This is a genomic window from Paenibacillus sp. FSL R7-0204 (assembly GCF_038002225.1).
Classification (GTDB): domain Bacteria; phylum Bacillota; class Bacilli; order Paenibacillales; family Paenibacillaceae; genus Paenibacillus_AQ.
In genome coordinates this window covers 627614-650776 of record NZ_JBBOCA010000001.1, presented here as the reverse complement: position 1 = coordinate 650776, position 23163 = coordinate 627614, and the positions used below count along the sequence as shown (strand labels likewise).

The window sequence follows — 23163 nt, the reverse complement described above, 5'->3', positions numbered from 1 at the left end:
TACATAATTGGCTGCCGTCTATAATTCTTGTACTTATGAAGCGTCCGGTTTCAAAAAGGAAGGCACCCTCCGCGAATGTATACACGGAGGGTGGATTTGAATCGCTGACCATCATGTCGATCCTTCGTCAGGAATATAAGGAGGATTGATAAATGTAATGCGGGTTCACCTATGAATCTCAGCCGCAGTCTGTCGGGTTCGGCCAACAAGCAGGGTCGTCACATGCTTGCGCGCGTCCGCTGTGAGCAGCAGCAGCTCCACCGGTCCGCCGGCCGGTTCACTGCGGATGAAGGTAACCCTGGCACCGTCCAGATCTTCATAGATTCCGGCAATGGTATAGCCCAGCCCGATGAGATTGTCGATTTCCTGCCGTTCCCGGTCGAACTCTGCAAATGCTGACATCTCAGACCACTCCTCCGCTGATTTCAGTCTGGGCCGGATGGGGAGCCTCGGCCTCGAAGCGCTTGCGGTGCAGGTATTTACCCTGTCCTGCGGCACCGACAAATACCTTGTCACGGATCACGAACTCTCCCCTGCTAAGCACAGAGACCGGCTCGCCCTTGACCATAAGCCCCTCGAACGGATTGTAGTCCACATTCATATGATGGGTCTCTGCCGACAGTGTCCGTTCCACTGCAGGATCGAAGATCACGATATCGGCATCGCTGCCCACGGCAATCGTACCCTTTTGCGGGAACAGGCCGAACAGCTTGGCGCTTGAGGTGGCGATGATATCCACGAATTTGTTGAGCGTGATCCGCCCCTTCTGCACCCCTTCGGAGTAGAGGACACTGAACCGGTCTTCGATGGTGGGTCCACCGTTCGGGATCTTCGAGAAATCTCCCCGTCCCAGCTCCTTCTGCCCCTTGAAGTTGAACGAGCACTGGTCAGAGCCGATGGTCTGCAGCGTCCCGCTCCAGAGGGCATCCCAGAGGACCTCCTGATTCCACTGCTCGCGCAGCGGAGGAGACCAGACATACTTGGCGCCTTCGAAGTCCGGCTTCGCCAGCGCCGACTGATCGAGCACCAGATACTGCGGGCAGGTCTCGCCGTAGACGCGCAGCCCTTTCTTGCGGGCTTCGGCAATCTTCCAGGCTGCCTCGGCGCAGGTAACATGCACCACATAGAGCTGTGAATCCGTCAGCCCGGTCAAATAAGCCGCCCGGCCCGTCGCCTCGCCCTCCAGTTCAGGGGGGCGGGTCAGCGCATGATAGAGCGGATCGGTGTTGCCTGCGGCAAGCGCCTGGTCCACCAGATACTCAATGACATCCCCGTTCTCGGCATGCACCATGACCAGCGCCCCTTCGCGCTTCGCCGCCTGAAGCGTCTTATACAACACCCCGTCGTCCGCCTGGAACGTGTTCTTGTAGGCCATGAACACCTTCAGCGAGGTGATGCCCTCCTGCTCGATAATCTGCGGCAGCTCGCTGAGCACCTTGTCATTCAGCTCTGACACCATCAGGTGGAAGCTGTAGTCGATGACCGCTTTATCCTGCGATTTGTGATGCCAGGTATCTACGGCCTGCTGAAGCGGCTGCCCCTTCGTGGTCAGGCAGAAGTCGATGACCGTGGTGGTTCCGCCGTAAGCAGCGGCAATCGTACCGGTCTCGAAGTCATCGGCGGTAACCGTACCGCCGAAGGGCATATCCAGATGGGTGTGGGGATCAATCCCTCCCGGAAAGACATAACAGCCGGAAGCATCAATGATCTCCGCTCCCGGCGCTTCCAGATTCAGGCCGATGCCGCTGATGATTCCATCCTCAATCAGGACATCCCCCGTATACGTATCTGCCGCTGTAACGATCATTCCGTGCTTGATGATCTTCTTCATCTTAACCCGCCTCCGCTTCCGAATAAGCACCGTTGACCCCGCTGATGATCCGGCTGCGCTGATTCCAGCTCATCGGGGCCGCTCCATTGTCCAGCGCAATCATATCAATGGCTCTGTCTGCCGGGCAGACAATCGAACACAGATTGCAGCCTACACAATCCTCCTCACGCACTTGCAGAATCGCCTTGCCCTCCGCATTCGTCAGCATATCGATGCATTGATGAGAGGCGTCTTCACAGGCAATATGGCATTTATTGCAGTTGATGCAGTTCTCCTCGTTGATCCGCGCAACGACTTGATAGTTAAGATCAAGATCGCCCCAGTTGGAATACTTGGGCACCGACTTGCCAATCAGCTCGGTTACCGAAGCCAGTCCCTTCTCGTCCAGGTAATGGTTCAGACCGTCGATCATCTCCTCCACAATCCTGAAGCCATGATGCATAACCGCTGTGCAGACCTGAATCCCTGTTGAGCCCATCAGCATGAATTCGACGACATCCTGCCAGGTGGAGATGCCGCCGATGCCGGAGATCGGCACGCCGACTTCACGGTCCCGGGCACATTCCGCCACCATGCTAAGGGCAATCGGCTTAACGGCAGGGCCGCAATAACCGCCGTGCGCCCCCTGGCCGCCGACATTCGGAATCGTATTCCAGCTGTGGATGTCCACCCCGGCCAGACTGTTGATTGTATTGATCAGGCTGATTGCATCCGCTCCGCCCTTGACGGCATGCCGGGCCACCACGGTAATGTCGGTGATGTTCGGCGTCAGCTTCACAATGACTGGTGTAGTCGCCACCTCCTTGACCCAGGCGGTCTGCGCCTGCACCAGATCAGGCTGCTGGCCCGAAGCCGCACCCATCCCGCGTTCAGCCATGCCGTGCGGACAGCCGAAGTTCAGCTCCAGCCCGTCTACGCCGATGGCCTCCACGCGCTTCACAATCTCATGCCACTTCTCCCGCTTCGGCTCCACCATCAGGGAAGCAATGATCGTATGGTGCGGGAATCTCCGCTTCGTTTCATAGATTTCCTTCAAGTTAACCTCCAGCGGACGGTCGGTAATCAGCTCAATGTTATTGAAGCCCGCTACACGCTGTCCGCCAAAATGAACGGCGGCGAACCGGGCCGAGGTGTTGATGACCGGCTCCCCGAGCGTCTTCCACACCGCGCCTCCCCAGCCTGCCTCGAACGCGCGCTGCACCTGATAGCCTGTATTGGTAGGCGGCGCAGAGGCCAGCCAGAACGGATTCGGTGACTTGATGCCTGCAAAATCAATGCTGAGATCTGCCATTGCCATTCCCTCCCCCTTCTATGAAATCCGTGTTATACGGCAGAGCCGATTACGCCGTCCTGACGGCCTGACCACTGCTTCACAATCGCATAGGCAGCATCCTTGCCCTGCTGCGCGGCAGAGACCACCATGGCCTCCCCCGTCCCTGCGCCAAAAACAATATCGCCGGCCGCATAAATCTGTGGATCAGAGGTACGGCCGGTCGCGGGATCAATCTCCACTACGCCCCGCTTATGCTTAAGCCCCAGCGCCTCAATGAGGTCAATCCGCCGTTTCTGGCCGATAGCCACCACTACGGCATCCACCGGGAGCAAGAATTCCGAGCCCGCCACCGGCACGGGAGAGGGGCGTCCATCCGGCCCGGCCTCACCAGTCAGCTCCATCCGCACACATTCCAGCGCCGCAACATTCCCCTCTCCATCCCCGACAATCCGCTTCGGCAGGGTCAGCCAGTTGAACTCCACACCCTCCTGCTTCGCGAATTCATATTCGAAATCATAAGCCGTCATCTCCCCGCGCGTCCGGCGGTAGATCATCTTCACGTTCACCGCGCCGAGCCGCACCGAGCAGGTGGCCGCATCAATGGCCGTATTGCCTGCACCAATGACAGCAACACGCCGTCCCATCAGCTCCAGGGCAGGAATCCCGGTCTTGGTGGTCTCCACCAGCTCGATTGCATCATAGACACCGGACAGCTTCTCGCCTTCAATCTCCAGCGGAGGCACATAACCCATTCCGGCCGCCAGCACAATCGCATCATATCCGGCCTTAAGCTCTTCTATGGAAATATCCACTCCCACCTTCATTCCTGTGCGGATCTCTACGCCCAGTCTCTCCACCTGCTCCACTTCCCAGAGCGAGATGTCCTGCGGCAGCCGGAAGGAGACAATCCCGTGGGTATCCAGGCCGCCGGCCAGCGGCTTCGCCTCATAGATCACCACCTGGAAGCCTTCGCGCGCCAGCTCTCTGGCCGCTGACAGACCTGCCGGTCCGCCGCCGATCACCGCTACTTTTTTGCCGTTAGGCTCACCTGCCCGGAAGAGCTGGAGCCCGCTGCGGATCGCCCAATCCGTGGCGTAACGCTGCAGCAGGCCAATCTCAATCGGCGCAGAAGTACCGTTTAACACACAGGCTCCCTCGCACAGCTCCTCCGTAGGACATACCCGTGCGCAGCTTGCGCCGACCGGATTGGCATCCATGATGGTCTGCGCCGATCCTCTGAGATTGTCCGTTGCGATTCTTTTAATGAAGGAAGGGATATTAATGCTGGTCGGACAGGCCTTGATACACGGCGCATCATAACAGTACAGACAGCGGTTGGATTCCTCGGTGGCCCCCTTGCGGGTAAGCCCCGGCTCTGCCTCGGCAAAATTACGCATGAACAGCTCAGGTGTCAATGTGGTAAACGGTGAAGATTGCTCCATCGGGTACCCCTCCTTCTGGCCAGAGTAGCTTCCACTCTCGCTTCGATTTATGTTATATAATATAACATTATTACGATGATTGCCTTAATGTTTTGCATACTTGTAAGAATTATTGTAGTAAAATAAACTTCAAGCCGATAAATTCGCTAATCACACTCTGACTTAAGTTAAGTTTCCTGACATATTATATTTAAACTATAGTCAATCCGTTTTTTCGTTACATTAGACAGATTGTCTAATTTCAAATGTCTATTTTTTACGTGTAAGAATAGCCTGAGAACGAAGTGAATGAGGGGGAAGCTTATGGACTGGGAACTTGTATTTACGATCCGCGACGCGCTGAAGCGGCCGCTGTTCGCTGAAGCTGAGCTGATCGGGGGAAGAAACGGCCTGAACCGGGCCATCCGCTGGGTGCATGTGCTGGAGAGTGCGAGCCTGGAGAGTCTGATTCATGGGGAAGAGATGATTCTGACCACCGGAATGAGCGCAAGCACGGATCTGGACGCCGCCCTGTCTTTCATGCAGAATCTGATTGATAAGAACGCCGCCTGCCTATGCATCGAGCTGGGAGCCTACTTCAGTGCCATTCCGCAGGAGATGATCGCCCTTTCGAACCTGCATGATTTTCCGCTGATCCAGTTCACCCGCACTGTACGGTTCGTCGACATTACACTCGATCTGCATTCCCTCATCATCAACCGCCACCACCGGATGCTGCAAGAGCTGGAGAGTATCTCCCGCGAATTCCACCGGCTGACCCTAACCTCCCAGGGAACCCTTAAGGTCCTGCAATTGTTATGTAAAAGCACCCGCACACAGATTCTCTATATGCAGCTGCAAGGCAAACCTCTCTTCTTCCCGGCCCTTGCGCCCGAGGAGCAGCGTCCGCTGCTTGGCTTCTTCGAGACCTTCAGCGAAGAGATGGAGGGAGCAGCGCCGGAGGCCGCCCCCTATATCCGGGAATACGGCCACAAGACCATCGCCGTGAAGCCCGTAGGAGCCTTGGACCAGACCTGGGCCTATATCCTGATGGTCTGTAATCACAAGCCGCAGGAATTCGACTGCCTGCTGCTCGATTCGGCCTCCTTATCCATCGCACAGGAGCTGCTGCGCACGCGGTACATGGAAGAACGGAAGCTGTTCTCGGAGAATCTGTGGGTGGATGAGCTGGTAGGGGGACGCACTCAGGACGACAACCGGCTCAAGGCACTGGTCGGCCCGGACTTCAACCTGGTCAATGAGCTGCCCTACCGGGTCTGCCTGATCGAGATCGAGAATCCCCGGGATGTCAAATGGAACAGCTCGGAGAATGACTGGGAATCCATCACCTTCCATCTCTCGCTCATCCTGCGCTCCATCTTCGAGAAGCACTCCCTCCGGCCGCTGATCACCTTGAAGAACAACCGGCTGACCGTCATTGCGCTGGATATCCAGTCCAAGCTGCCCGGCAAGCTGCGCCTGCAGCAGGCGCTTGATTCCCTGCAGCATATCCGTGCGGATGAGAAGCTGAAGGACCTGCAGCTCGTCATCGGAGTCAGCAAGTCCCACCGGGGCCTGAAGCATGCTCATGCCGGTTACCAGGAAGCCGTACAAGCGCTGTCCCTCTATTCCTGTTACCAGAAGCCGGTCCTCATGTATGAGGAGTTAGGCGTCTTCCAGCTGCTGCTGAGCCTGAATGACGGCAAGACTCTGGAGAATTTCATCCGCAGCTATATCGGCCCGCTGATTGACCACGATGAGGCAAAAGGCAGCGAGCTGCTGCTGACGCTGCGCGTCTACCTCGATCATGACGGGTCGAAGCAGATCGCCGCCCGCAGCCTCTTCATCGTCCGGCAATCCCTCTACTACCGGCTGGACAAAATCACCGAGCTGCTCGGAGAGGACTTCATGCTCCCGGAGAACCGGATCTCCATTCAGGTCGCTCTGCGCGCCTACCAGTTCCTGTACCCGGAGAAATTCACTCTGCCCAGCTCCCGTTCAGCACAGCTGTGAAGGTATCGATGATGAACTGCACATCCTCATCCGTCGAGGATAACGGCGGAGCGAAGGTGAGCACATTATTGAAGCCAGCCACCGTATCGCCGTTCTTGCCGATGATCAGCCCCTTGGCTTTGCAGTCGGCTATAATCCCCTTGACGATGCTTAGCTCGGCGGGCTGTTTGGTGGATTTATCCGCCACCAGCTCAATCCCAACGACCAGCCCGAAGCTGCGGATATCGCCAACCAGCTTATGCCCAAGCAGCCCGGCGAACCCGTCCGCCAGCATACGTCCCAGAATTCCGGCGCGCTCCACAAGCTGCTCCTGCTCCAGAATCTCCAGGTTGCGCAAGGCCAGTGCACAGGCAGCCGGATTACCGCCGAAGGTGTTCACATGACGGAAGTGCCCGTAGTCATCACTGTTATCCTTGAAGGCCTCATAGATCTCCTTGCGCACAGCGGTAGCGGATAACGGCAGATAGCCGCTCGTCAGCCCCTTCGCCATCGTGACAATATCGGGCTTGATTCCGAAATTGTGGTGACCGAACTTGCGGCCGGACCGCCCGAAGCCGCAGATCACCTCGTCGATAATCAGCAATACGCCATGGGTACGGCAGATCTCCTGCACCCGGTCCATATAGACCTGATGCGGGACGATCACGCCCCCGCCGGTAATGACCGGCTCCATAATCACCGCCGCTACAGAGGCTACACCTTCCCAGACGATCATATCCTCAATCGCCTGCGCACACTGGAGGTTGAAGGCCTCTTCGGTCATGCCGGGCGGACGGCGGTAGCTATCCGGCGGCGCCACATGCAGGAACCCGCCGCCCAGCGGCTCGTACTTGTACTTGCGCTGCGCCTGCCCGGTCGCCGCCAGGGCGCCAAGCGAGCTTCCGTGATAGCCCCGGTAGCGGGCAATGAATTTATGGCGGTCCGGCTGGCCGGTCTGCTGCTGGTACTGGCGGGCGATTTTGAAGGCTGCTTCGTTCGCTTCCGACCCGCTGTTGGAGAAGAAGATGACATACTCATCCTCCAGCCATTCATTCAGCTTCTCAGCCAGCGCGATGGCCGGCATATGGCTCTGCGTCAGCGGGAAATACGGCAGGCTCAGCAGTTGATTATACGCCGCCTCCGCCAGCTCCTTGCGCCCGTACCCCACATTCACACACCACAGGCCGGACATGCCGTCCAGGAATTTGTTGCCGTCGATATCGGTAACCCATGAGCCGCTTGCGGAAGCTGCAATCATCGGCGGATGCTGCTCACTGTAAGGGGTCATATTATGCCACAAATACCGCTGGTCCTTCTTAACCGCCAGCTCACTTTCTTTGCCCAGACTCTGCACGGCACACTCTCCTCCCTTGGGTTTCCTTCTTTTAGTAACGCGCGGTAATCATTTTCTTGCGGGTGTAGAACTCCACACCGTCACGCCCGTTCGCATGCAGGTCTCCATAGAATGATTTCTTGTATCCTGAGAAAGGGAAGAATGCCATCGGTGCCGGCACGCCCAGATTGACGCCCAGCATCCCCGCATCAATCTCCTCGCGGAATTCGCGGACCGCCCTGGCGCTGTCCGTATAGATACACGCTCCGTTGGCAAAGGGTGACTCATTAGTGACCGCTATCGCCTCCGCCAGATCCTTCACACGCACCACTGACAGCAGCGGCGCAAAAATCTCATCACGCCAGATCTTCATGCCCGGCCGCACATGATCGAAGATCGTCGGGCCCAGGAAATACCCGCTGCCCGCGGCCGCAGCATCCTTACGGCCATCCCTCACCAGCACCGCCTCCTCGGCAAGCCCAGCTTCAATGTAATCGATCGTCCGGTCTTTGTTCGCCTGCCGGATGACCGGGCCCAGGAACACCCCCTCCTCCTTGCCGTTCCCGATCTTCAATCCATCCGCAGCCTCCACGATCCGGCTCACCAGCTCATCGGCAATGGCCTCCTGCACCACCACTACTGCGCAGGCCATGCACCGTTCGCCGGCGGAGCCGAAGGCTGCGGATAGAATATTCTTCACCGCATGGTCCAGATCTGCATCCTTCAGCACAATCGAATGATTCTTCGCACCTGCCAGCGCCTGCACCCGCTTGCCGTGAGCAGTCCCTTGCTTATAGACATATTCCGCCACCGGCTGGGAGCCGACGAAGGAGACCGCCTTCACCTCCTTATGCGCCAGCAGGCCGTCAACCACCTCATGCGCCCCGTGTACCACATTCAGCACCCCCGGCGGGAAGCCCGCTTCTGCGAACAGCTCCGCCAGCCGGTTCACCAGCAGCGGGGTCCGCTCGGAGGGCTTCAGCACAAAGGTATTACCGCAGGCTACCGCCAGTGGGAACATCCAGCAGGGCACCATCATCGGGAAGTTGAACGGGGCGATGCCGCCCACAACTCCCAGGGGATAACGGAACATGCCGGACTCTACGCCTGTCGCGATATCCGGCAGCTGGCTGCCCATCATCAGCGTGGGAGCGCCGGCGGCGAATTCCACGCATTCGATGCCGCGCTGCACCTCGCCCAGCGCTTCCTCCAGGCTTTTGCCGTTCTCCAGCGTAATTAGCTCGGCCAGCTCCTTGCTGTGCTGCACCAGCAGCTGCTGGTACTGGAAGAAATAGCGGGCACGGCGCGGCACAGCGACTCTTTTCCACTCGGAATAGGCTCTGGAAGCTGCCCGCACGGCTGCATCCAGCTCCTCCCGGCTGGAGATCGGCACATAGGCAATCACCTCACCTGTCGCCGGGTTGAACACTTCCTCCTGCCGCCCGGATGAAGACTCCACCCAAGCTCCGTTCACATAGTTCATCACTTTACCGGCCTGCCCCGTGAGCAGTGTCATCGTCTGCACCTCTTTCCCTGTGTTCGTCCGCTACCCTAGAAGAGATGACCGCCTTACCAGGCGGCCATCTGCTTCAGCTATGAAGGAATTCTGTTACCTGTTATTTCGCAGCCATCTCTACAATCTCGTTCGTGTAGGCCTCCTCCACCTTGGAAGCCGTCTTAATGACTCCGAATTTCAGCGCGATATCGGCGGTCTGCTGGAAGGCGGCAGCATCCGTATAGCCCAGCTTGGAAGCATCGAAGCCCTCCGGCTGGATCAGCTTGGCAACCTCCGTCATCATCGTCAGCTGATGCTCCCGGGTCGTGCTGCCCGCTTCCGCCAGCTTCATCACACTGTCCACAGCCGCTTCGGGATCAGCAATCGCATCCGCCCAGCCCTTCAGAGAAGCGCGGACGAACTTGGCCGCCGTCTCCTTGTTGCCCTCCAGCCATTCCTTATTGGCGAACAGATTGTCTTCGAGCATCGCCACCCCTTCGTCATTCATGTCGATAACACTGAGGTCCTCTGCCTTAATGCCCGACTCCAGCACCACCTGATATTCGTTGTAGGTCATGGCCGAGGCTGCATCCAGCTCACCGCCCAGGAACTGGTCCATTGTGAAGCCCTGCTTGGTGAAGTTCAGATCCTTGCCTGAATCCAGCTTGTATTTATCAAAAAGCGCCAGAATCTCAAACTCATTGCCGCCCATCCAGTTGCCGACCTTCTTGCCCTTCAGCTCAGCAGGTGTAGTGATGCCCGCCTCCTTCTTGGAGACCAGCACCAGCCCGCTCTTCTGGAAAATCTGGGCGATCTGCACCAGCGGCATCTCCTGCTCCTGGCTGGTCAGCAGGCTCGCCACCCAGTCCACCCCGATATCGGCCGAGCCGCCGGCCACCTGCTGCTCAGGCACGATATCCGGCCCGCCCGGCAGAATCTCGACCTTCAGGCCCTCTGCCGCATAATACCCTTTGTCCTGCGCCAGGAAGTACCCTGCGAACTGGGCCTGCGGCACCCATTTGAGCTGCAGCTTCACGGTGACCGGCTCAGCCGCCGGTTCTGTGGTTGCCGCCGCTTCCGGCGAAGCTGCCGCCGCATTCCCCGCAGTCGCTTCTGCTGCGGAGGGACTGGCGTTGTTGTTGCCGCCGCAGCCCGCAAGCAGCGAGATCAGCATTAGAGCCGCCGCAAGCCATAATCCTCCACGAGTTTTGCCCTGTTTGCCCTTCATCATAGCAACTCCCCCTACCACTCAAGTTTTTTGTAAGACAGCCTGACACAGTATGATTGCGCTCTTGTTGCTCTATGCAGGAATTACACACTACGCGCGCCGGGAAGGGTGCCACTTGATAAATACCTTTTCCAAGCGCTCCACGACCAGGTAAAAGATTACTCCCGCAATCGCAGCAAGCACGATGCAGGCCCAGCCCAGCGGCATCTTCGCCACCTTGATGGAATTCGAGAGCAGATAACCCAGCCCACGCGAGGAGAAGAAGAACTCTCCGACAATGGCCCCGATCATGCTCGCTGTAGCATTGATCTTCAAGGCGGTGAATACATAAGGCAGACTGTTCTGAATCCGCAGATGGCGGAATACCGCCCGCTTGCCTGCCGCATAAGAATGCATCAGGTCCAGCGCCAGCGGGTCCACAGCTGCCATGCCCTTGTAGGCATTGATCGCCATAGCCGCCATCGTAGTCGCGGTCACAATCGCCGCCCGCGAGCCTATACCGTCTCCGAACCACAGGTTCATGATCGGGGCAAGCGCCACAATGGGCACTGCATTGAGTGCAGCTACCATCGTGAGACTGCCGCCGCCCCAGCGGGGCCAGGCTGTGGCAGCTAAGGCAATCAGGAAGCCGCAGCTGGAGCCGATCAGCATGCCAAGCACAGCTTCAGTGAGGGTATACCCGGTGTAAGAGAGCAGCAGACTGAGATTATCCCGCATCGCTTCAGCGATGGCGGAGGGCAAGGGGAGCTGATATTTCTTCAGATCGAAAATGCGGTGAAAGATCTGAAGCTCCCACAGCAGCAGGAACAAAGCTCCGGCAAGCAGCGGCAGTACGAACCCGGGATTCAGCCATTTCAGGAATTTCCATGGATCTCCGCCTTGCTCTGTATCTGGTGAAATGACGTTGTTAGATGATGTAAATTCGCGAATCGTATTGCTGTCCATTAGCGGCTGCCTCCTTGGGGACGGAATTCCGGCTGCCAAGGGGCTACCAGACGTTCCACCAGACTCATCAGCCAATAGCTGGCCATACCCAGCAGAGCACCGACCAGTACCGTGGACCAGAACATGTAGGTATGGGAGGGTCCATAATAGAGATTGCGGAGCATAATAACCCCGATCCCGCGCTGCGCACCCATCAGCTCAACCAGAATTGCGCCCGTTACAGCCAGCGTCGCTGCAATCTTCAGCCCGCTGAACAGCCCCGGCAGCGCTGCCGGGAAGCGCAGCTTCCAATATACAGCCCACGGCTTAGCGGCATAAGAGTGCATCAGCTCCAGGGCAGAAGGGTCCACACTCCGCAGACCGCGCAGCATATTCAGCGCCACCGGGAAAAAGGTGATATAGCCCGAGATGATGATCCTCGACATCTGCTCATCACGCACAATTCCGTATATGATCGGCGCCAGCCCCAGAATCGGAATCATCTGCGAAGCAACGGCATACGGGAAGGCAAGCTGCTCTATCGTCCGGGAGAGACTCATCAGCACGGCCAGCAGCACCCCGGAGAGCGCTCCGATCAGGAAGCCTACCCCGGCATTGCCGAAGGTGGCTCCCCCTTCCCGGAGAAGGGTGCCGCTGTACTGCCATAGAGTGAGCGCCACCTCGTGGACATAAGGCAGCTTGGACTGGGCCAGCGGCGTCTTCGCCACATGCAGCAGCCACCAGGAGACCGCCTCCCACAGCACCAGCAGCCCGCAGATCCAGACAAGCAGCGGCAGTACGCGGCTCCGCATTAACGCACGGTTCAGCTTCATAGCTACACCCCTTCGAAGCTGTCGCGGATACGGGCAATCAGCTCGAAGAACTCCGGACTGTTCCTCATGTCCGCCGTTCGCGGACGGGGCAGCGGAATATCGACAACCGCCGAGAGTCTGCCCGGATGCGGAGACAGGACGAACACGCGGTCCGACAGGAAGATCGATTCGGGAATGCTATGGGTAACGAATACAATTGTGCTCTGTACCTTACTCCAGACGGAGAGCAGCTCTTCATTCAGCCGCTCGCGCGTGAATTCATCCAGCGCCGAGAACGGTTCATCCATGAGCAGAATTTCCGGCTCCATGGAGAGTGCCCGGGCAATGGCTACGCGCTGCTGCATCCCCCCGCTGAGCTGCCAGGGATACTTGTCAGCGAACCCCTGCAGGCCCACAAGATCAAGCAGTTCCAGCGCCTTGTCTTCACGGACGGATTTCTTGACGCCCATCAGCTCCAGCGGCAGCGTAATATTATGCTTGACCTTCCGCCAGTCATACAGCACCGGACTCTGGAACACAATACCGTATTTCCGGGCCAGCCGGGCCTCCTTGGCGCTTCTGCCTGCCACCATGATATTTCCTGCCGTTGGTGTGATAAGATCTGCCATCAGCCTCAGCAGCGTAGTCTTTCCGCAACCGGAAGGGCCCAGCAGGGAGACGAACTCCCCCTTGGCAATATCAAGACTTACCTGATGCAGGGCCAGCACGTCTGCCGTCTCCGTCTGGTAACGCATTTCGACATGCTCCAGCTGTATTTCAGGAATTGTTGCTGCTACTAGTGACATCTCCAGTCCCCCTCCATCCATGAATCTATTCAATGTTAACTAACGTAACATATTATTCGCAATTTCAGTATTTTTTCTGTCTTCATGTAGTATTAATTAACATGTTACACGTTGCCCGCGAATCCCACATTAGACAAAGCGTAACATTGAGGCTGTGAAATTCCGTCACTTTGTCTAAGGGGCCGCTTACAGTGTAAATAATAGAACAGATTGCCGATAAAAATAGTAAGTAACTATAAGTGGAAACGGCTTTGCCGTCCTCACAGGAAAGGTACCGTTCTTACATGAAACAGAGGGATACGTGTTCGCGTGAAACATATACATTTGGATCACGGGCCCGCACCAGCACAATGTGATCGGTTTTTCGATTACATTTAGTTCACGCGCCCACGCCGCGCCGAATGTGATCGGTTTTTCGATTACATTTGGACCACGTGCCCACGTCGCGCCGAATGTGATCGGTTTTTCGATTACATTTGGACCACGTGCCCACGCCGCGCCGAATGTGATCGGTTTTTCGATTACATTTGGTTCACGCGCCCACGCCGCGCCGAATGTGATCGGTTTTTCGATTACATTTAGTTCACGCGCCCACGCCGCGCCGAATGTGATCGGTTTTTCGATTACATTTGGTTCACGCGCCCACGCCGCGCCGAATGTGATCGGTTTTTCGATTACATTTGGACCACGTGCCCACGCCGCGCCGAATGTGATCGGTTTTTCGATTACATTTAGTTCACGCGCCCACGCCGCGCCGAATGTGATCGGTTTTTCGATTACATTTAGTTCACGCGCCCACGCCGCGCCGAATGTGATCGGTTTTTCGATTACATTTGGTTCACGCGCCCACGCCGCGCCGAATGTAATCGGTTTTTCGATTACATTTGGACCACGTGCCCACGCCGCGCCGAATGTGATCGGTTTTTCGATTACATTTGGTTCACGCGCCCACGCCGCGCCGAATGTGATCGGTTTTTCGATTACATTTAGTTCACGCGCCCACGTCGCGCCGAATGTGATCGGTTTTTCGATTACATTCGGCCTGCGGGCCTTGCACCAGCACAATGTGTTCGGTTTTTCGCATACATTCTATGTTTCTCGCTTCTCTCCCACAGCCGCACCAGCCCGAGCCCTGGGATGTATCCCCTTGATTCGGATGTGTGCTATCCTTTACTTACATTTCATTTTGTGTCCAGGAGACTATTCCCTATGTCCTATGCTCATCCTAACCCATGGAGGCACTCCCCATGGCATCTATGATTTCCAACTACATTATTATCGTTTCGATCTCCGGTGTGCTGAACGCCTTGCTCGCCCTGTTTGCTTTTTACAGGAAGACTGACTTCTCGGGTCTGCGCGCATTCATCGTCAGCTCCGCCGCCTCGGCGGTATACACATTCGCCTTCGCACTTGAGCTCTCAGGGAACTCGATGGATCAGATTAAGTTCTGGATCAAGCTGGAGTATCTCGGAATGCCGTACATTGCGCCCTCCAGTCTGCTGATGATCATGCATTTCGTGGGCTTAGAGAAGCTGGTCTCCAAAAAACTGCTGGTCCTCCTCTACTCCGTCCCCGTGATCTCCACGGTGCTTGTGTGGACCAACGACTCCCATCACCTGTTCTATAAGTCTATCTACTTCCGGGGAGACGCACCTACACCGCTGGTGGATATCGTCATGGGACCTTGGTATATCGTGCAGGGCAGTCTGACCTTCGGCTGTATGCTGGCCGGTATGTGCCTGATCTTCTGGCGCTGGGGGCGGATGCGGCGGGCTTATCTGCGGCAGATGCTGATTATTTTTGTCGGACAATTCCTGCCTGCACTGGGGGCCTTCCTCTATCTGATGGACCTGACTCCGTATGGAACAGACCCTGTTCCCGTAGTGATGAGCGTAACCTCGTCCCTGTATATATGGGCCATTCTGTCCAGAGGGATGCTGACCGCCGCGCCGATTGCCCGCGAGAATCTGTTCGAGAGCATGCGCGACGGCGTACTGGTCACGGACCTCTCCGACAAGCTGGTGGACTATAACCGGGCCGCTGCAGAGATGCTTGAGGATCTGGATGCCGCCGCCATCGGCCGGCCGCTGGCCCAGCTCTTCCTGCCTGCCGGCAAGGACGCTGTCGATTATGTAATGAACTCCAATCCGCAGATCAGCGAAGAGCAGGAGCTGGTATGGCATTCCGGCGGAGAAGTCCGCTATTATCAGGTCCGTTCCTCCCCGGTGCAGAAGCATGACGGCCATCTGGCCGGGCGGATGATCATGCTGATCGATGTTACCGAACGCACCCTGCTCCAGGAAAAGCTGCTGCAGCTCGCCACCATCGACAGCCTGACCGGCATCTACAACCGGACCCGCTTCATGGAGCTGAGCCGGCAGCGGCTGAAGGAGGCTGCGGACTCCGCCGCCCCCTTCTCGGTCATCCTGCTGGATATTGATTTCTTCAAGAGCATTAACGACCGCTACGGGCATCAGCACGGGGATATGGCCTTGCAGCATGTAGTAAGCGTATGCCGTCAGCATGTCCGGGAGAGCGATGTCTTCGGACGGTACGGAGGCGAGGAATTCGTCTTAAGCCTGCCGGGAGCCCCCTTGAAGGAAGCGGCCCTGATCTCTGAGCGCATCCGCAGGGACATCGAGCACAGCACCTTCTCCACCTTCACAGGAACAATTAAAATCACAGCCAGCTTCGGCGTGACTGAAGCCTTCCGCCGTTCGATCTCACTGGAGGAGCTGCTCTCAGAAGCAGATCATGCCCTGTACTCCTCCAAGCGGAACGGCCGCAATAGCGTTCATCTGTATGGCGTCTCCTCCATCACCCGCTTCAAGCCCATGTGATGGAGGGAAGCCCTCTTTTCCTGCCCCGCGCGGCACCTCCTGCTTTCCCTCAGCATAAGAATAAATGGCACCCGCCGGGTATATCCGCCTGCTCTTTTGGTGATACCAGCTTCCATAGCCCCTTTTTCTCCAGTTCTTTCCTGTCCCTGCACTGATTTCCGTCATTCCTGTTCTCCTGTTGTTTGCATAGGCGGGTTTTCAGTTTAATAAGAGTTAGCCGATCCGTTCGGCAGAATTCAGGTTCATGCGACATGGAGGGGGTTCTATGATCAAGATCGGGCTGACCGGCTTCGGAGACCATGAGGAGCTGTACGGCAAAATCAAACCTGCCGACCGCCTGCCCGCCTACAGCGCCCATTTTCCCATTGTGGAAATTGACAGTTCCTTCTACGCGGTTCAGCCGGTCCGAAATTACGAGAAATGGGTCAACCAGACGCCGGAGGCGTTCCAGTTCATTGTGAAGGCTTATCAGGGTATGACCGGACATCTGCGGGGGGAAAAGAATTACTACGATACGCCGGAGGAGATGTACCTGGCCTTCCATACCTCTATCGCTCCTGTCCGCTCAGCGGGCAAGCTGGCGATGGCCCTGTTTCAATTCCCGCCCTGGTTCGACTGCACCAAAGACAACGTGGATTTCCTGCGTGAGGCGAAAGAGCGGCTGCTGGATGTGCCCGCTGCCATCGAATTCCGTAATGATTCCTGGTACAGCCCTGAGATGCGTGAGCGGACCCTCCGGTTCCTTGCGCAGGAAGGCTGGATTCATACGATAGCCGACGAGCCGCAGGCAGGTTCCGGCTCCATCCCGATTGTGCCTGTCGCCACCCGGCCGGACCTCACCTACGTACGGCTGCACGGGCGCAACACCGCAGGCTGGAACCAGAGCAGTCACCCGGACTGGCGCAAGCTTCGCTATCTGTACCGTTACAGCACCGAAGATTTAACGCAGTGGCGGGACCGGCTGCTGGAGCTTGAACAGACCTGTAAGAATATCTACGTGGTATTTAATAATAATTCCGCCGGGGATGCCACTCCTAATGCCCAAGAGCTGCAATCGCTGCTTGGGATCGACGGCGGGCTGGCCCCGCGCCAGCTGGACTTATTCACCTGATGTACAGAGGTCTACATATATCTCTTCTACTCCTTGCTGAAGTGCCAGTATTATCAATATCTCCAGATCAGGGTAACTGTCGGAGTCGTCTTACACATGTAAAGGAGGTCTACCTATATGAAGAGAAATCATACTATGATGCAATTTTTTGAATGGCATGTCGCGGCGGACGGAGAACACTGGAAACGCCTTGCCCAGATGGCCCCGGAACTGAAGGCGGCGGGCATTGATTCGGTATGGGTTCCCCCTGTTACCAAGGCCGTCTCGCCCGAAGATACCGGTTATGGAGTCTACGATCTGTATGACCTCGGTGAATTCGATCAAAAGGGTGATGTGCGCACGAAGTATGGAACCAAGCAGGAGTTAATCGACGCGATTGCCGAGTGCCTGAAGAACGGCATTGCGGTCTACGTGGATCTGGTCATGAATCATAAAGCCGGAGCGGATGAGACCGAGGTCTTCGAGGTTATTGAGGTGGACCCGAACGACCGCAACAAGGATATCTCCGAGCCGTTCGAGATTGAAGGCTGGACCAAATTCGATTTCCCGGGACGCGGCGAGGAATACTCCAGCTTCAAGTGGAATCACATCCACTTCAACGGAACCGATTTCGATGCCAAGGAAGGCCGCAACGGCGTCTTCCGGATTGACGGCACGAGTAAAGGCTGGAATCAGAATGTGGATGACGAATTCGGCAACTACGACTATCTGATGTTCGCCAACATCGATTACCTCAATGAAGATGTGAAGAATGAGATGCTGAACTGGGGCAAGTGGCTGGTTGACACCCTGCAATGCAGCGGGTACCGCCTGGATGCGATCAAGCATATCAACCATGAGTTCATCAAGGAATTCGCCATGGAGATGAAAAAGAAGCGCGGCGAGGACTTCTACATCGTCGGTGAATTCTGGAACTCCAATCTGGAGGCCTGCCGCGAATTCCTGAACACTGTAGATTACCAGATCGATCTGTTCGATGTCTCTCTTCATTACAAGCTGTACTCCGCCGCACTGGCAGGCCGGGACTTCGACCTGACGCATATCTTCGATGATACGCTGGTCCAGACACATCCCGCGAATGCTGTCACCTTCGTCGACAATCATGATTCCCAGCCTCATGAGGCGCTGGAATCCTGGGTGGGCGACTGGTTCAAGCAAAGCGCCTACGCCCTGATTCTGCTGCGGCGCGACGGATATCCCGTGGTCTTCTACGGGGATTATTACGGCATCGGCGGTCCTGCCCCGATGGAAGGCAAGAAGGACGCCATCGACCCTCTGCTCTGCGCCCGCTACACCAAGGCCTACGGGGAGCAGGACGATTACTTCGACCATCCGAACACCATCGGCTGGGTCCGCCGCGGCGTTCAGGAGATCGAAGGCTCCGGCTGCGCTGTAGTCATCTCCAACGGAGACAATGGAGAGAAGCGGATGTTCGTGGGCGAAGCGCGCAGCGGAGAGGTATGGGAGGATTTCACCCATAACCGCGGCGAGTCCGTCACCATCGGCGAAGACGGCTGGGCCGTATTCCCGGTGAACGGCGGCAGCGTCTCCGTCTGGGCGCTGCCCGAGCCGAAGCCGGCCGATGCATGCGCGGAGGAGTGAGCTTGTAAAGATGATGAATGCCGTCCCTGTTGTTAGGGGGACGGCATTGTTTTATAGGTGAGAAGCTACTCGGGTAGTGAATTCAAGTGCAGTAGTGTTCCTCATTTCATTCGCAGGCTCACTTTTGTTCTTTAAATCAAGTAACCACCTCAAGTACACTCATTTTACTTTTAGTACTCCAACACATCTATTCCTCTGCGACTTCACTGCCTTCGCAAACCCCTCCCATTTTATCCACATATTATCCACAAAAGAAATATATTACTCTCTATAAACCTAAACAATTCACTCATTTCCTCATCTGGTACTCATCCGACCCATTTTCAGAACCACCTATGAATTTATCCCTTTCATTTACTCATCCGGCCCACTTTCGGCTCCACCAACGGGATTTATCCCTTTAATTTACTCATCCGGCTCATTTTCAGCCCCACCAATGGGATTTATCCCTCTCATTTACTCATCCGGCCCACTTTCAGCACGGGATTCACATTAGCAGAGGAGTCATATGGGTGAGCTGGAGCCACCGGTGTAAAAGCAAATTTGTCCTGCGTGCGATTCTGCTGAAGAAAGATTTATCCACGATGTTATCAACAGTTTATCCACAACGCTGAACATGTGATGAACGCCCACAGAATTCCTATTGTAAACAAAGCGAAATAGGCGAATCCACGCCGCAAGGGCTATGAATTCGCCTATTTATGCTGAGCAAGACATAGCTTGCAATTAGCATTTGCATTTACTGGTTAGCAGCTTGCGGTTAGCGGCTTGTGGTTGTGTTGTCCTCTCCAGCCCAGACGCCTGTGTCATTGTTCAGAATACGTTCGATAGGATATACCTTCCATACCGCTGTTACTACAGCCGAACACAAGACTGCTTTGAGCAGGTCGCCCGGAAGAAACGGCCACATGCCTGCCGTCAGTGCCTTGCCGAGTGAATCCATGCCTGTAGAATGGGCCAGCCACCCCACACCGCCCGGATAAACTAACAGTGCCCCGAAGATAAAGTTAGCGGCCAGCAGCTTCATGAAGGTGTATTTGTCCTGCTTAATACGTTCGGCGAAAAAGCCGATCAGCCAGGCCACGAACGGCCAGGAGAAGATATATCCTGCGGTAGGGCCAACCAGGACCGCCAATCCTCCGCTTCCGCCCATCACCTGGAATCCGGCAGCGGCGAGTCCGATCACGATCAGTACAGCAAGCGCCCCGTAACGGGCCCCAAGGATCGAACCAGCAAGCATTACCGCGAGGGTCTGCATGGTGATGGGTACCGTGGAGAAGGGCAGCGAGATTTTCAAATAACTCAGAGCTATCATGACAGCGGCAAATAAAGCACTGAATATCAGGCCGCGGGTGGTCCATTTCTTCATGGCCGGGAGGTTCCCCCTTTTTAAAAATATAGAATTTATATGTATCACGCTACAAATTATCCTTCTATTTCTCGCCAAAACGGTACCGTCCTTTAAAAGGACGGCAAAGCCGTTTCCACTTGGGATCACTATAACATCACCCTCCAGATACAGCAATCCTGAAATCTTTGTTATAATGGGTAGCAATTGTTGACTAGAGCTGGACGGAAAGCAGGCATGAGGATGATCAGGGCGCATAATATAAGCTTGTCCGTGCGGGAGGGGCAGCATCGCCGTACGGTACTGCAAGCGATTAACATTCATATAGAGCCTGGAGAATGGGTAGCGATAACGGGAGCCAACGGCTGCGGCAAAACCTCGCTCATCCGCTCCTTCAACGGACTGAACACCCCCTCCGGCGGCAGTCTGTCCGTGGCTGGACTGGACCTGCGCCTGCCGGAGAACCGGACGGCTGTGAAGCAACGTGTGCAGCTTGTATTTCAGAATCCCGAAGCACAGACGGTGGGCTCCACCCCCTTCGAGGATATCGCCTTCGGGCTGGAGAACCGGGGACTGGAACGGGAGCGGATGATTGCACGAATCCATGAGATTCTACAGCAGATAGGACTAAGCCATAAAGCGCAGGCAGAGGTATCTACGCTATCCGGCGGAGAGCGCCAACGTCTGGCGATAGGCTGCTGCCTGGCACTGGAAGCCGAAATGATTATCTTTGATGAGGCTACCTCGATGCTGGACCCTGAGGGGAGATCAGATATTATGGAGCTGGCTCAGGGGCTATGGCAGGCGGGCACTACCGTCCTTTGGGTCACGCAGCGGATGGAAGAGCTGGCCGCAAGCCCGCGCATCGCGGTGCTGGGCAAGGGGCAATTGCTCTATGACGGCAGCCCGCGCAGCCTGTTCTATACCTCGGAGCTGCCGGAGACCCTCGGCTGGCTTCCTTCTCCGGCCGTCCGGGTCGGGAAGCTGCTGCAGAAGCAGGGCTGGCCGCTTCACCTGCTGCCGCTGACCGGACAGGATCTGGAGGAGCTGCTATGAGAATTCATACGGAGCAACTCTCCTTCTGCTATGAAGGCAGTAAGCCAGCCGTTCAGGATATCTCTCTGGATATCCCTACAGGTACACTGACCGTCCTCTGCGGGGTGAACGGGAGCGGCAAGTCTACGCTGCTCCGTCTGCTCGCGGGTCTTGCACAGCCTTCCTCCGGGCAGATTCTTTACGATGACGGGAAGAAGACGGGCAACACGACCGTCGAAGCGGTATCCATGGTATTCCAGCAGCCGGAGACGCAGCTGTTCGCGGGTACAGTGCATAAGGATATTGAATACGGCCTGATAGAGCGCAGGGTGTCCAAGGAGAAGCGGACGGAGATCATCACCAGAGCCCTGGCGAAGACCGGGCTGGCTTACGATGAATTCGCCGGGCGCTCCCCCTTTCTGCTTAGCGGGGGCGAGAAACGGCGCGTATGTATTGCGGGCGCCCTGGCCGTACAGCCCGGGCTCCTGATTCTGGATGAGCCGACCGCAGGGCTGGACCCCCAGGCAGCGCAGGCACTGCTCGAAATGGTACAGCAGCTGCGCAGTAGCGGCCTGACCCTGATCATCGGCACCCATGATCTGGACAGTTTCCTGCCGGTTGCCGACAAGGTCATCGTGATGAAGCAGGGTGCTATCCATTATGATGGTCCTGCTCCGGCATTGACTGCCGATCCCAGCCTGCTGGTATACGCCGGACTCACGTCTCCCGTCTATGCTTCTATGGGACGCAGAGCGGTGCAGTATGGCCTGCTGGAAGCAGTCCCGGATAGTCTGGAGGAGCTGCTGACCGCACTGGAAAAGCACCCGCTGCCTATGCCGCAGACGGACAGCCAGCCGGTAGACTCTGGCGGTTCTGTCCGCAGCGGCGCCATACCACCCAGCAGCCAGAATACCAAAACCAGCGAACACCGCGCGCAATACAGTGCAGAAGATAAACGGCACCGGGGGAATCCTCCTCAACCTGCCGGGGCGCAGACGGACCAGTCAATAATCAGGCCTGGCAATCCAAGACAAGCACAGAACACCCCTCGCAGGCCCGGCTGGCAAGGACTCGATCCCCGGGCCAAATGGCTGGGGATGATTCTCGGCTCGCTGGTCCTGCTAGGGATGAACACTCTGCTCCCGCTGCTGCTTACTGCCGGTCTGCTGGCCGGGCTCGCAGCTTCAGCTCACATCTCCTGGCGCCGGGCGTTCCGCTTTTTCCGCCCGTTCCTGCTGATGTTCCTGTTCCTCTGGCTCCTGTCCGGGCTTAGCTGGAGCTCTCCCGACTTCGCATTCGGGCCGCTTAGCTTCAGCTATGAAGGACTCGTGCGCGGGGGAATCAACGCGCTGCGCTTCCTGCTGTTAATTGCCCTGGGCTTCCTGTTCACCGAGACGACCACCGGTGCCCCCTTGCGCGAGGGTCTGGAATGGGGCATCTCTCCGCTGCGGGCCCTGGGCATCCGCACCCGTAACTGGTCGCTTGCCGTATCCGTGACCCTGCAGTTCGTGCCATGGATTCTCGGCAAGCTGGCCCAGCTGCAGCTTGCGCTGGTCTCACGCGGAAGGCGCGCCCGCGGGGTGACCAGCTGGTCTCCAAAGCAGATCGCCCTAATTATCGTGCCTCTGCTGATTCTTGTCTTAGGCATGGGTGACGAGCTGGCAACAGCCGTAGAATCGCGGGGGTATGATCCCGCCAAGCAGCGGACCCCCGTCTATCACCTCCGCTGGAGCAGGCGTGACACGCTGGCATCGCTAGGTATCCTGACGGTCGCAGCTATACTATGGTGGGTAGCGCGTATTAGCTGAGCGGGTACGGGTCGATTCAGCGAACAAAATCACCATAGCGGATGGATAGTGTAAGAACTTCTACGGCTGCGCAGCTAGTACAGTTCTCCCCACCTTACCTATCCGCCCACTTGTGGGGCATCCGGTGAAATCAGGGGCACTTTTGCCCCTGATTTTTGCTCACCTTGGGCCTAATTCGGTCCGCGCGCCTGCGCGGCAGCACATTGTATGCTGTTTTCGGCATACATTCGGCCTGTGCGCCTGCATGCCAGTAAATTGTATGTTGTTTTTGGCATACATTTGACTCGCGCACCCTCTAACTGCC

General features: G+C 56.8%; 18 protein-coding genes. 7 read left to right on the top strand and 11 right to left on the bottom strand.

The genetic code is table 11. From position 1 onward, the window contains the following. Positions 1 to 165: 165 nt before the first annotated feature. Genes MKX42_RS03025 through MKX42_RS03010 form a run of 4 tightly spaced genes read right to left on the bottom strand, consistent with a single transcriptional unit; the run spans position 166 to position 4546 of the window. A complete protein-coding gene (locus MKX42_RS03025) occupies positions 166 to 402 on the bottom strand; it encodes a hypothetical protein (protein ID WP_340751121.1) in 237 nt (78 codons plus the stop codon). Position 403: 1 nt separating this feature from the next. Beyond that, the gene (gene hydA / locus MKX42_RS03020) at positions 404 to 1831 is read right to left on the bottom strand and encodes a dihydropyrimidinase (RefSeq protein WP_340751119.1); all 1428 of its coding nucleotides are present in this window, start codon (positions 1829 to 1831) and stop codon (positions 404 to 406) included. 1 nt (position 1832) lies between these two features. After that, a complete protein-coding gene (gene preA / locus MKX42_RS03015; protein WP_340751117.1) occupies positions 1833 to 3122 on the bottom strand; it encodes an NAD-dependent dihydropyrimidine dehydrogenase subunit PreA in 1290 nt (429 codons plus the stop codon). Positions 3123 to 3154: 32 nt separating this feature from the next. Next, complete coding sequence (locus tag MKX42_RS03010; protein WP_340751115.1) at positions 3155 to 4546, bottom strand: NAD(P)-dependent oxidoreductase; 1392 nt, start codon at positions 4544 to 4546, stop codon at positions 3155 to 3157. A gap of 303 nt (positions 4547 to 4849) precedes the next feature. Between MKX42_RS03010 and MKX42_RS03005 the strand changes: the two genes are divergently transcribed. Continuing rightward, positions 4850 to 6538: a PucR family transcriptional regulator gene (locus tag MKX42_RS03005; RefSeq protein ID WP_340751114.1), complete on the top strand. Its 1689-nt coding sequence runs from the start codon at positions 4850 to 4852 to the stop codon at positions 6536 to 6538. Here the strand turns inward: MKX42_RS03005 and MKX42_RS03000 are convergent. From MKX42_RS03000 to MKX42_RS02975, 6 genes are all read right to left on the bottom strand, one after another. Then, the gene (locus tag MKX42_RS03000; RefSeq protein WP_340751112.1) at positions 6504 to 7871 is read right to left on the bottom strand and encodes an aspartate aminotransferase family protein; all 1368 of its coding nucleotides are present in this window, start codon (positions 7869 to 7871) and stop codon (positions 6504 to 6506) included. The two genes, MKX42_RS03005 and MKX42_RS03000, sit on opposite strands and share 35 nt — an antisense overlap. A gap of 31 nt (positions 7872 to 7902) precedes the next feature. Then, positions 7903 to 9366, bottom strand: coding sequence for a CoA-acylating methylmalonate-semialdehyde dehydrogenase (locus MKX42_RS02995; RefSeq protein ID WP_340751109.1), 1464 nt, complete (start codon positions 9364 to 9366; stop codon positions 7903 to 7905). Positions 9367 to 9466: 100 nt separating this feature from the next. Next, a complete protein-coding gene (locus tag MKX42_RS02990; protein WP_340751107.1) occupies positions 9467 to 10576 on the bottom strand; it encodes an ABC transporter substrate-binding protein in 1110 nt (369 codons plus the stop codon). Between the two features lie 87 nt (positions 10577 to 10663). Continuing rightward, a complete protein-coding gene (locus MKX42_RS02985; RefSeq protein WP_340751105.1) occupies positions 10664 to 11518 on the bottom strand; it encodes an ABC transporter permease in 855 nt (284 codons plus the stop codon). Beyond that, positions 11518 to 12330, bottom strand: a complete 813-nt coding sequence (locus MKX42_RS02980) for an ABC transporter permease (RefSeq protein ID WP_340751103.1) — start codon at positions 12328 to 12330, stop codon at positions 11518 to 11520. Before MKX42_RS02980 ends, MKX42_RS02985 begins: the two co-directional genes overlap by 1 nt. 2 nt (positions 12331 to 12332) lie before the next feature. Continuing rightward, positions 12333 to 13115 (bottom strand): ABC transporter ATP-binding protein, encoded by a 783-nt coding sequence (locus MKX42_RS02975; RefSeq protein ID WP_340751101.1) that lies wholly within the window; start codon positions 13113 to 13115, stop codon positions 12333 to 12335. A gap of 352 nt (positions 13116 to 13467) precedes the next feature. On the opposite strand from MKX42_RS02975, the gene MKX42_RS02970 reads away from it, so the two are divergent. From MKX42_RS02970 to MKX42_RS02955, 4 genes are all read left to right on the top strand, one after another. Continuing rightward, positions 13468 to 14457: a hypothetical protein gene (locus MKX42_RS02970; RefSeq protein ID WP_340751099.1), complete on the top strand. Its 990-nt coding sequence runs from the start codon at positions 13468 to 13470 to the stop codon at positions 14455 to 14457. After that, complete coding sequence (locus MKX42_RS02965) at positions 14363 to 15955, top strand: histidine kinase N-terminal 7TM domain-containing diguanylate cyclase (protein ID WP_340751098.1); 1593 nt, start codon at positions 14363 to 14365, stop codon at positions 15953 to 15955. Before MKX42_RS02970 ends, MKX42_RS02965 begins: the two co-directional genes overlap by 95 nt. 265 nt (positions 15956 to 16220) lie before the next feature. Then, positions 16221 to 17066, top strand: a complete 846-nt coding sequence (locus MKX42_RS02960; protein ID WP_340751097.1) for a DUF72 domain-containing protein — start codon at positions 16221 to 16223, stop codon at positions 17064 to 17066. A 117-nt stretch (positions 17067 to 17183) separates the two neighbouring features. Next, the gene (locus tag MKX42_RS02955; RefSeq protein ID WP_340751096.1) at positions 17184 to 18668 is read left to right on the top strand and encodes an alpha-amylase; all 1485 of its coding nucleotides are present in this window, start codon (positions 17184 to 17186) and stop codon (positions 18666 to 18668) included. Between the two features lie 760 nt (positions 18669 to 19428). Here MKX42_RS02955 and MKX42_RS02950 read toward each other — a convergent pair. Continuing rightward, positions 19429 to 20037, bottom strand: coding sequence for a biotin transporter BioY (locus MKX42_RS02950; RefSeq protein WP_340751095.1), 609 nt, complete (start codon positions 20035 to 20037; stop codon positions 19429 to 19431). Between the two features lie 222 nt (positions 20038 to 20259). Between MKX42_RS02950 and MKX42_RS02945 the strand changes: the two genes are divergently transcribed. Both MKX42_RS02945 and MKX42_RS02940 read left to right on the top strand, forming a co-directional pair. Then, positions 20260 to 21072, top strand: a complete 813-nt coding sequence (locus MKX42_RS02945) for an ATP-binding cassette domain-containing protein (RefSeq protein WP_340751094.1) — start codon at positions 20260 to 20262, stop codon at positions 21070 to 21072. Then, positions 21069 to 22859, top strand: coding sequence for an ATP-binding cassette domain-containing protein (locus tag MKX42_RS02940; protein ID WP_340751093.1), 1791 nt, complete (start codon positions 21069 to 21071; stop codon positions 22857 to 22859). The genes MKX42_RS02945 and MKX42_RS02940 overlap by 4 nt, the downstream gene beginning before the upstream one ends. Positions 22860 to 23163 lie beyond the last annotated feature (304 nt).

What these genes read in the sequence shown, in the direction of transcription:
- MKX42_RS02985 (WP_340751105.1), bottom strand. Translation starts at nt 11,518, where the DNA reads ATGGACAGCAATACGATTCGCGAATTTACATCATCTAACAACGTCATT.
- MKX42_RS03010 (WP_340751115.1), bottom strand. Translation starts at nt 4,546, where the DNA reads ATGGAGCAATCTTCACCGTTTACCACATTGACACCTGAGCTGTTCATG.
- MKX42_RS02960 (WP_340751097.1), top strand. Translation starts at nt 16,221, where the DNA reads ATGATCAAGATCGGGCTGACCGGCTTCGGAGACCATGAGGAGCTGTAC.
- MKX42_RS02975 (WP_340751101.1), bottom strand. Translation starts at nt 13,115, where the DNA reads ATGTCACTAGTAGCAGCAACAATTCCTGAAATACAGCTGGAGCATGTC.
- MKX42_RS02990 (WP_340751107.1), bottom strand. Translation starts at nt 10,576, where the DNA reads ATGATGAAGGGCAAACAGGGCAAAACTCGTGGAGGATTATGGCTTGCG.
- MKX42_RS02995 (WP_340751109.1), bottom strand. Translation starts at nt 9,366, where the DNA reads ATGACACTGCTCACGGGGCAGGCCGGTAAAGTGATGAACTATGTGAAC.
- MKX42_RS02965 (WP_340751098.1), top strand. Translation starts at nt 14,363, where the DNA reads ATGGCATCTATGATTTCCAACTACATTATTATCGTTTCGATCTCCGGT.
- hydA (WP_340751119.1), bottom strand. Translation starts at nt 1,831, where the DNA reads ATGAAGAAGATCATCAAGCACGGAATGATCGTTACAGCGGCAGATACG.
- preA (WP_340751117.1), bottom strand. Translation starts at nt 3,122, where the DNA reads ATGGCAGATCTCAGCATTGATTTTGCAGGCATCAAGTCACCGAATCCG.
- MKX42_RS02980 (WP_340751103.1), bottom strand. Translation starts at nt 12,330, where the DNA reads ATGAAGCTGAACCGTGCGTTAATGCGGAGCCGCGTACTGCCGCTGCTT.
- MKX42_RS02955 (WP_340751096.1), top strand. Translation starts at nt 17,184, where the DNA reads ATGAAGAGAAATCATACTATGATGCAATTTTTTGAATGGCATGTCGCG.
- MKX42_RS02950 (WP_340751095.1), bottom strand. Translation starts at nt 20,037, where the DNA reads ATGAAGAAATGGACCACCCGCGGCCTGATATTCAGTGCTTTATTTGCC.
- MKX42_RS03005 (WP_340751114.1), top strand. Translation starts at nt 4,850, where the DNA reads ATGGACTGGGAACTTGTATTTACGATCCGCGACGCGCTGAAGCGGCCG.
- MKX42_RS03025 (WP_340751121.1), bottom strand. Translation starts at nt 402, where the DNA reads ATGTCAGCATTTGCAGAGTTCGACCGGGAACGGCAGGAAATCGACAAT.
- MKX42_RS02940 (WP_340751093.1), top strand. Translation starts at nt 21,069, where the DNA reads ATGAGAATTCATACGGAGCAACTCTCCTTCTGCTATGAAGGCAGTAAG.
- MKX42_RS02945 (WP_340751094.1), top strand. Translation starts at nt 20,260, where the DNA reads ATGATCAGGGCGCATAATATAAGCTTGTCCGTGCGGGAGGGGCAGCAT.